The organism is Acinetobacter lactucae (assembly GCF_013344765.1).
GTDB classification, from domain to species: Bacteria; Pseudomonadota; Gammaproteobacteria; order Pseudomonadales; family Moraxellaceae; genus Acinetobacter; species Acinetobacter lactucae_A.
Map to the genome: position 1 here is coordinate 1 of NZ_JABVBF010000134.1, position 9,456 is coordinate 9,456.

General features: G+C 37.7%; 1 protein-coding gene. It reads right to left on the bottom strand.

Translation table 11 applies throughout. The annotated features are described in order from the left end of the window. The coding region (locus tag HUN22_RS12820; protein WP_174729975.1) for an Ig-like domain-containing protein at nucleotides 1-9,456 on the bottom strand (9,456 nt) is incomplete at both ends.

Here is a 9,456-nt window from a genome sequence, read left to right on the forward strand (position 1 = left end):
ATGTTGTATTTACCTGATTTAAAGTTATCAATGACACACTACTAAACATTGTACCTTCACCATCTCGGTCAAGACTAATAGTCGTGTTTCCAGCATCTTGTTCTACAGTAATAAATTTCGCTAATGTGCTCACATCTTTAGAGTAGTCAATTAATAATTCACTTAAATCAATTTTATCTGCTTGAGCATCGGTTCTTACATCACCTAAATTAAAGTCTAATACCGTATCATGTCCATTTCCGCCAGTCGCATCTTGGCTATTTAGCAATTGGAACAAGATGGTATCAGCACTATCATTAGTCATATAGGTATCGTTACCTTCACGCCCATTCAAAACGTTATTACCAGAGTTACCTGTTAAAAGGTTATCTAAAGCATTACCTGTTGCATTTAGATGAGCAGAACCAACCAGCTCCAAGTCTTCTACATAACGACCGCTTTCAATTAATATTGATTCACCTGTTTCATTATTGGTCATCCATTGAGAATTCCCTACTAGACTAAAACTAGCAGAACTAATTATTTTATCGTGCCCACCAAAATCGACATCTCGGTAGCCTGATTCGACAAGCTGGTTCTCCCAATAGCCACTTTCTACCCAAACATCTTCATAGTGGCTAGTATCTACCCAAACATCTTCATAATGACTTGTATCAATATAAACTTCTTCATTATGACTTGTATCAACCCAACCTTCTTCAGAACCTATATAAGTCAGTTCGTAGCCTCCTTGCCATTGCCCATTCACGAAATCATAATATTGTTGTTCATAACGACTATAATCGCTATCTGCCGTGCCATTATCAATATAAGTTATACCCTTTTGATCTTGATAAACATTTTGTACAGTTGAATAACCACTTGTGACCCATTGGGAATCATAATATCCATCAACAAGCCATATCTGTTCATAATGCCCTTCATTAATCCATTCTGGATACATATAGCTACTATCAATCCAAATTTCTTCATATATTGCATACGGCTCAACAGTATATTCTTGGACAAAATCACTTGTATGATCAACTAAATAAGTATTATCAGTAGCATCACCTTTAAACTGATCAACAGTGATGGTAGGTAAATCATTAATTATTTGGCTAATGGTTTCACTACGGTTTCCAGCACGATCAATAACAGTAAGGTCAAATGATGTTGCAGTCCCATCCACATAAGTAGAGAAAGTTCCATCTGCCATGACCGTCGTACTTGTTATAGAAGGTTCTTGATTATCAAAATAATAAGTGACTTCAACAGTAGCATTACTTTCAGCATGACCTACCAGCAAATTATCCCATCCATTTATGGCAAGCTGTGTAGCTACATTCGGTGCTGTTGTATCATTTATAGCAACAACCGTTGTACCTATACTCACATTTTGATTGGCATCAACTACTTTTACCGTCAATGTTTCGCCATGCCAATATTGAGACCATAATTGCGCTAAGAAAGTACCACTACTTCCAACCGTAGTCTGACCAACTAAATTATTATTAACATCAAAAATATTAACCGTTGAATATGCTTCCGCTTGTCCTGAAAGTATATTTCCATCTACTAGAACAAGCTGAGTTGCTGCATTTGGCGCGACGATGTCTATGGGTGCCTTAATTTCGGTGTAAGCGCTTTGATAGCCATTTTGCTCCACAACAATGCGTAAAGTTTGCCCATTCGCCTGAGGTGAGTATAACTGGATATTAAAATGCCCTGTTTCATCTACAGAACCACCACCAATATAATTACTATACACATCAAAAATACGCACCTCACTATTTAGTGAAGCAGTTCCCTCAATAAAGAAACCATTTTCAGATACAACGACCTGATCTGCTGTTGGTGGTGCATTAGTGTCTGGATTAAAAGTAATATTAAGTGGGGTACTTATATTTTTGGCTAAATCTGTTGCCGTGATAAATAACTGCTCTCCACGTAATAATGGTGGATAAATACTAGCATTGAAATATCCAGCTTCATCCGATTGAAATTCTGCTCTAAAATCTCCATCCGCATCCATTACTTTAATGATTACTTTCGGATCAGCTTGTCCCGTAATACCATAACCGTCATTACTAATCACCACATCATTAATTACTGGAGCAATAATGTCTAAAGGCGCAATAATTTCAGAGATTAGGCTGTATTGATTGATATTCTGGTCATAAACTCGAACTTGTAATGTCTGTCCCTGTAGATAGTAATCAATTAACTGAATAGCAAAACTACCATCTTCATTCACAACATTATTCCACCCTCCATTAATGATCTGACCATCAGTAGATGTAACAACAATCGACATTCCTGCTGTTGCCTTTCCTGTCAGAATATGACCATCTACATCCAGTTTTAGCTCTGTTGCAGTAATTGGTGAATTCGAAAATACAGGTACTAATTGATGAGCAACTTCGCTTCGGTTACCAGCAATATCTTTGACAACAATACTCAAATTTTGTGTCTGGTATTGACTCAGATTAATCCATTGATTAAATGTGCCATCGTACCAAACATAAGTTGTTGTGATAACTGCACCATATTGATCAATAATTTCAATCGTTGTATTTGGCTCAGCCTCACCAAAAAGCAATCCGTCGGAGGTTAATGTAATATTTGAAGCAGCTGGTGGTGCAACATCATCAATTAAAGCATTTTGTTTAACCTCAACACTTCGGTTACTTGCTTGATCAATTACAACAAAAGTAAGCTCTTCTCCATGTAAATAGACTTGATTAAAATAACCTGACACATTACCAGCACCATCTACATAACCAGAGCCTATCACCTCACCCGCAGCATTTTTGACTTCAATCCGAGTATTTACATCTGCTTGCGCCGTAAAGTTTTGACCGTTTGAGTCGAGCACAATATTTTCAATCGGATTTGGTGCAATATCATCAATCAAAGCATTCTGCTTGATCTCTGTACTGCGGTTACCCGCTCGATCAACTACAACAAAAGTGAGCTCTTCGCCATGTAAATAGACCTGATATAAGTAACCAGAAACATTGCCCATGCTATCGGTTGAACCAGATCCTACAATCTCACCAACAGCATTTTTAACTTCGATTCGACTATCTGCTTCCGCTTGGGCTGTAAAGTTTTGACCATTTTCATTCAAGATGATGTTTTCAATCGGATTTGGTGCAATATCATCAATTAAAGCATTTTGCTTAAACTCAACACTTTGATTACCTGCTTTATCTATAACGATAAAAGTGAGTTCCTCACCTTTTAAATAAACCTGATTGAAATAGCCTGTCACATTACCAGTGTTATCGACATAACCATAACCGACAAACTCACCCGCAGCATTTTTGACACCAATAAAACTATTGGCTTCTGCTTGTGCCGTAAAATTTTGCCCATTTTCGTCAAAGATGATGTTTTCAATCGGATTTGGCCCAATAGTATCCATCAAAGCATTTAACTTCACTTCATCACTACGGTTACCTACTCGGTCTACGACAACGAAAGTTAATTCTTCTCCATGTAAATACACTTGATAGAAGTAACCCGTCACATTACCAGTGCTATCGGTAGAGCCCCAACCTATCTGACTACCAAATGAGTCAAAAATTTCAATCTGACTATTTGCTTCTGCTTGTGCCGTAAAGCTTTGGCCATTTGCATCAAATACAATATTTTTAATCGGATTTGGGGCAATATCATCAAGCGGCGCCTTAACTGGAACAGCTTCACTCACATTTCCAGCAAGGTCTTTAACAGTAACTGTGAATTCTTCACCATGTAAATTGTAAGTACCGAAAGAAAAAGTGAATGTACCATCAGCATTTACGCTATGACTCCACGTATTCACCTGTTGACCATTCTGATCAAAAATCTGGATGAAGGTATTTGGTTCAGCTACACCAGAAAGGGATGAACCATCTTCACTAAAGACCAGATTACTTGCAGCTATAGGAGCAATATCATCAATCGGTGCTTTTACAGTAACCCCACCACTCAAATTACCAGCCCGATCTACTACAACTACTTTAAATTCTTCTCCATGCAAGTAGTTACTGTCTAAATAGATGTTAAATGTTCCATCCCAATTAACATTATTATTCCAAAGATTTAATAATTGACCATTCTGATCAAATACCCGAATCGTAGCATTGGGTTCTGCCATACCAGTTAGATATGAACCATCTTCGCTAAATACTAAATTAGTCGCATTTTCCGGTGCAGTATTATCGAGAAAGGCTGTTTGTTTTACTTCAACGCTGCGATTACCAGCTTGATCAATCACAACAAAAGTGAGTTCCTCACCTTTTAAATAAACTTGATTCAAGTAACCCGAGACGTTACCAGCACTATCTACATAACCAGTACCTACAACCTCACCCACAGCATTTTTAACTTCAACTTTGCTATTTGCTTCTGCTTGCGCTGTAAAGTTTTGACCATTTTCATTAAAGATAATGTTTTCAATCGCATTCGGAGCAATGTCATCAATCAAGGCATTCTGCTTCACCTCTGTACTGCGGTTCCCTGCTCGGTCAATTACAACAAAAGTGAGTTCTTCCCCATGTAAATAGACCTGATAGAAGTAACCAGAAACATTACCCATGCTATCGGTTGAACCAGATCCTATGACTTCACCCGCAGCATTTTTGACTTCAATTTGAGTGTTTGCTTCTGCCTGAGCTGTAAAGTTCTGTCCGTTCGCATCAAGTACAGTATTTTCAATCGGATTTGGTACAACATCATCAGTTAAAGCGTTTTGCTTGACTTCTGTACTACGGTTACCAGCTCGGTCAACGACAACAAAAGTGAGTTCTTCTCCATGTAAATAGACTTGATATAAATAACCTGACACATTACCAGTGCCATCTACGTAACCTGAACCGATGACCTCACCCGCAGCATTTTTAACTTCAACTTGAGTATTTGCTTCTGCTTGCGCCGTGAAGTTTTGACCGTTTGAGTCGAGTACAATATTTTCAATCGGATTTGGTGCAATATCATCAATCAAGGCATTCTGCTTAACTTCTGTACTACGGTTACCCGCTCGGTCAACGACAACAAACGTGAGCTCTTCACCATGTAAATGTACTTGATAAAAAGATCCTGAAACATTGCCTGTACTATCTGCTGATCCATATCCGATGACATCACCATTGGCATTTTTAATTTCAATTTGGCTATTTGCTTCTGCCTGAGCTGTAAAGTTCTGCCCATTGATATCTAATACAATATTTTCAATCGGATTTGGCGCGACATCGTCATTCAAAACACTATGCTTGACCTCTACACTACGGTTCCCCGCTCGATCTACTACAACAAAAGTAAGTTCCTCACCGTGTAAGTAAACTTGCGGGAAATAACCAAATACATTACCTAAGCTATCGGTATAACTAGTAGTAATCTTATTTCCATACTGATCGAATACATCAATAGAGCTTCCCGCTTCTGCCTGAGCTGTAAAGCTGTGGCCATCTTCGTTGAAGATGATATTTTCAATCGCATTTGGTGCAATGGTATCAATTAAAGCATTTTGCTTAAATTCGACACTTCGATTACCAACTCGATCTATGACAACAAAAGTAAGTTCTTCACCATGTAAATAGATTTGACTAAAAAAGCCTGAGACATTACCAGCACTATCTGTAGAACCCCAACCTGTCTGATTACCCAATGAATCAAAAACTTCGATCTGACTATTTGCTTCTGCTTGTGCTGTAAAGTTTTGACCGTTGGCATCAAGTAAAATATTTTTAATTGGATCTGGTGCAATATCATCGAGTGGAGCATTTATTGAAACAGCTTCACTCACATTTCCGGCTTGGTCCTTAAGGGTGACCGTGAATGCCTCTCCATGTAAATTGTTGCTACCTAAGAAAATAGTAAATGTACCGTCCGAGTTTATGGTGTTATTCCATATATTCACGAGCTGACCATTATGATCAAACACCTGAATCGTTGTATTCAACTCTGCTACACCCGTAAGATATGAACCATCTTCTGAGAAAACTAAATTACTGGCTGGTGCAGGAGCAACTGTATCAGCGGTAATTACAGTATCGGTGCTTACTTGTCCACGAGCATCTGTAATTGATAAGAAAAACTGCTCACCATCAACAAGAGGGCGGTCAAGCTGGAGTTTAAAATAACTTGATCCATTCAAACCATTATCTTCACCGACTTTAATTTCAGCTACGACTTCACCTTTAGCATCTTTAACAACGAGAGTACTATTATTTTCAGCTTGTCCACTTATCACTCCATCCGAAGTAAAGCTATCTACATGTGGGGCAAAAGCATAGTTAGGTGCCTGTAGCTGAGCAGCTAAACTTACGTTTCCATTTACATCTGTAGCCGTGACATAAACCGTCTCAGCATTGGTTAAAAACGTACCTAATTCTATTGAGAAACTTCCACTCTCATCGGTCCAGTTATTCCAGAACCATTTATTAAGAATGTTTCCTTGCCCATCTTTAACTAAAATTTCAGAGAAAGGTTCTGCATGACCATAAACTAAATCGCCAGCATCATTGAAATTTAAATCTGTTGGAACAGGTGGAGGAGTCAGATCTACAACAATCTTCTGCTCAGGGCTTATCAGACCTTTATTATCAACAATTTGAACGGAAATTTGCTCTCCATCAATTAAAGGTCGGTTTACACTCAAGCTAAAATGACTAAATTCATTCCAACTATTGTCATCACCTAATGTAACCTTTCCTAATTCATTACCGTCAGCATCACGCACGATTACTGTACTATTATCTTCAGCAACTCCAGAAATTAAGCCTTCTTGTGTAATACGTTCGACATGTGGAATATAAGCAAAGTTTGGAACTTCAATTAGGGTTTCACTAACATTCTGATTTTTATCCACTACCTGTACGGTAACCGATTCGCCTTCTTTTAAAAATTGGAAAACAACTAAACTTGCAAAGCCTTGTTCATCGGTAAAACCTGTAGCAATTAAATTACCTTCTCCAGAAAATGCACGAATAAAGCTGTTCGGCTCATTAACATGTACTGATAAAGTTTCACCACTAATATCAAATTGTGGAGTTTCTAAAAATACTGCGGGAGTATAGTCTGCGGTAATATATTGTGGATGGCCTGAAATATTATTTTTATCTGTAGAAATAATAATTTGAGTGCCTTCTTCTAAAGGTTGGTCGAGAGACAAAGTAAATGGTCTGACTTCACCTAATGCCATTACATTAAAAGGCGTAATACCAGAGCCCTCAAATGCAATGGAGTTAAACTCTTGTAAAATATTTCCATTCTGATCTTTTACAATAAAATGACTACCTTCAGTCGCATAACCAGTGATCACACCTTCTGGACTAATTCGTAAAATACTAAGAGCTGGAACTTCAGTAACTAGTCCAATTGATGAATTTTCGCTGCTGTAGCCATTATAAGTAGCGACAGCATAAACCTCTTGATTTGAGTTAATTGAAAGGTCTTGTAAAGTAAATTTACCTTCTTCATTAGCTATTGTAGTTGCAAGCCAGTCACCATTTTTATTGAAGATATCAACTTTACTTCCTTTATATGCACTACCTGAAATGATAGCTCCATCTATATTATTGAAAGTTAGTGAATCTAGAGTTGGCGAATTCGGAGTATGATCTACATTATAATTTTGGGTCTGTTTAATAATAGCTGTATTGCCAGCTTGATCAGTAAGGCTAATATCAATTGATATATGGGGTTGCGATTCTTCTGACCACAAGAACTCTGCTGGAATTTCAGTAACCCACTCTTGGGTGACCTCATCAAAATAAAAGTTATAAACAACATCGTTTAAAGTCGTATTTACTGAAGTCAGAGAATTATTTAAATCTGTTGGTAGATTATCGATTTCCAGTCTTATAGAAATAACTTGATCTTTTTCAAGTAGACTTATTGTATTATCTTCAGTAATTGGTTTAACAGTTACTGTAGTTGATTCAATATTTAAAGAATTATCTATAATTACCTTTTCCACAGCAGTTTCTGATGTGTTGCCTGCGAGGTCTGTCACTACAGCTTTATAAAGGTAACTTCCATCAGCTAAATCTTTTTGATCAGCTGTTGTCTCCTGCCAAGTTTTTCCTTCATCTTTCGATATCCAGTAAGTAATTTGGCTATTTGTTTCTTGTCCTCTAATCTTTAAATCAAAAGTTTTATCTTGTGTAATCTGATCTGTTGTCGAAACACCTGTATCGCTCAAATCAGATAGAGTCAGTTCACCTGCTTGCGGCGCTGTTGTATCGACAACAACTTTTTGTATAGCGGTTTCTGATGTATTTCCCGCAACGTCGGTTACTACTGCTTTATATTGGTAAACACCATCAGCCAAATCTTTTTGAGCTACTGTTGTTTCCTGCCATGTCTTTCCATCATCTTTCGATATCCAGTAACTAATTTGGCTATTTACTTCTTGTCCGCTAATCTTTAAATCAAAAGTTTTATCTAGCGTAATCTGATCAGTTGCTGAAATGCCCGTATCAGTCAAATCAGATAAAGTTAGTCCACCTGCTTGTGGCGCTGTTGTATCCACAACGACTTTTTGCACACTGGTTTCAGATATGTTGCCTGCAACGTCGGTTACTACAGCTTTATATTGATAAATACCATCAGCCAAATCTTTTTGAGCTACTGTTGTTTCCTGCCAAGTCTTACCATCATCGGTAGAAACTAAATACGTTACTCGGCTGCCATTTTCCTGTCCTTCAAGCTTTAAATTGAAGTTTTTATCTTGCGTAATTTGATCGGTTGCTGAAACACCCGTATCAGACAAATCAGTTAAAGCCAGTTCACCTGCTTTTGGCGCCGTAGTATCCACAACAACTTTCTGTACAGCAGTTTCCGATGCATTTCCAGCTCGGTCTGTTACTACGGCTTTATAGAGATAAGTACCATCAGCCAAATCTTTTTGAGCTACTGTCGTCTCCTGCCAAGTTTTCCCTTCATCGGTAGAGACCAAATATGTTACTCGGCTTCCACTTTCCTGTCCTTCAAGCTTTAAATTAAAGTTTTTATCTTGTGTAATCTGGTCTGCAGTTGACACTCCTGAATCTAATAAATTTTTGTGATTCAAAATACCTGGCTCAGGAGGCGTCGTATCTTTAGAATCTTTTCGAGACAATAAAGCAACTGTTCCAACCCCTGCTAAAGCACTAACTACCCAAGACCAGATAGGTACAGAAGATGAAGAATCTATAAACTTTGGTGCATCTTTTAATTCTAAATAATTAACACTAGTCTGCCCAGTAGCATCTTCACCCAAATTGGCAGTCCAGTAACGTTGCCCATCATTTAAAATAATTTGTGGATTTTCACTTACAAAAAAGTTTTCTAAAACAATCTCCGTTCCATCTTTTAGATGGACAATTGCACTATTTCCTTCTCTTGTTATTGAAGCAATCTTTTCTGGATTTATATCGATTTTTGCGACTTCTTTAGGGTTTACTACAATATTTTTTGTCTGGCCTACATTAATATCAACTGTAT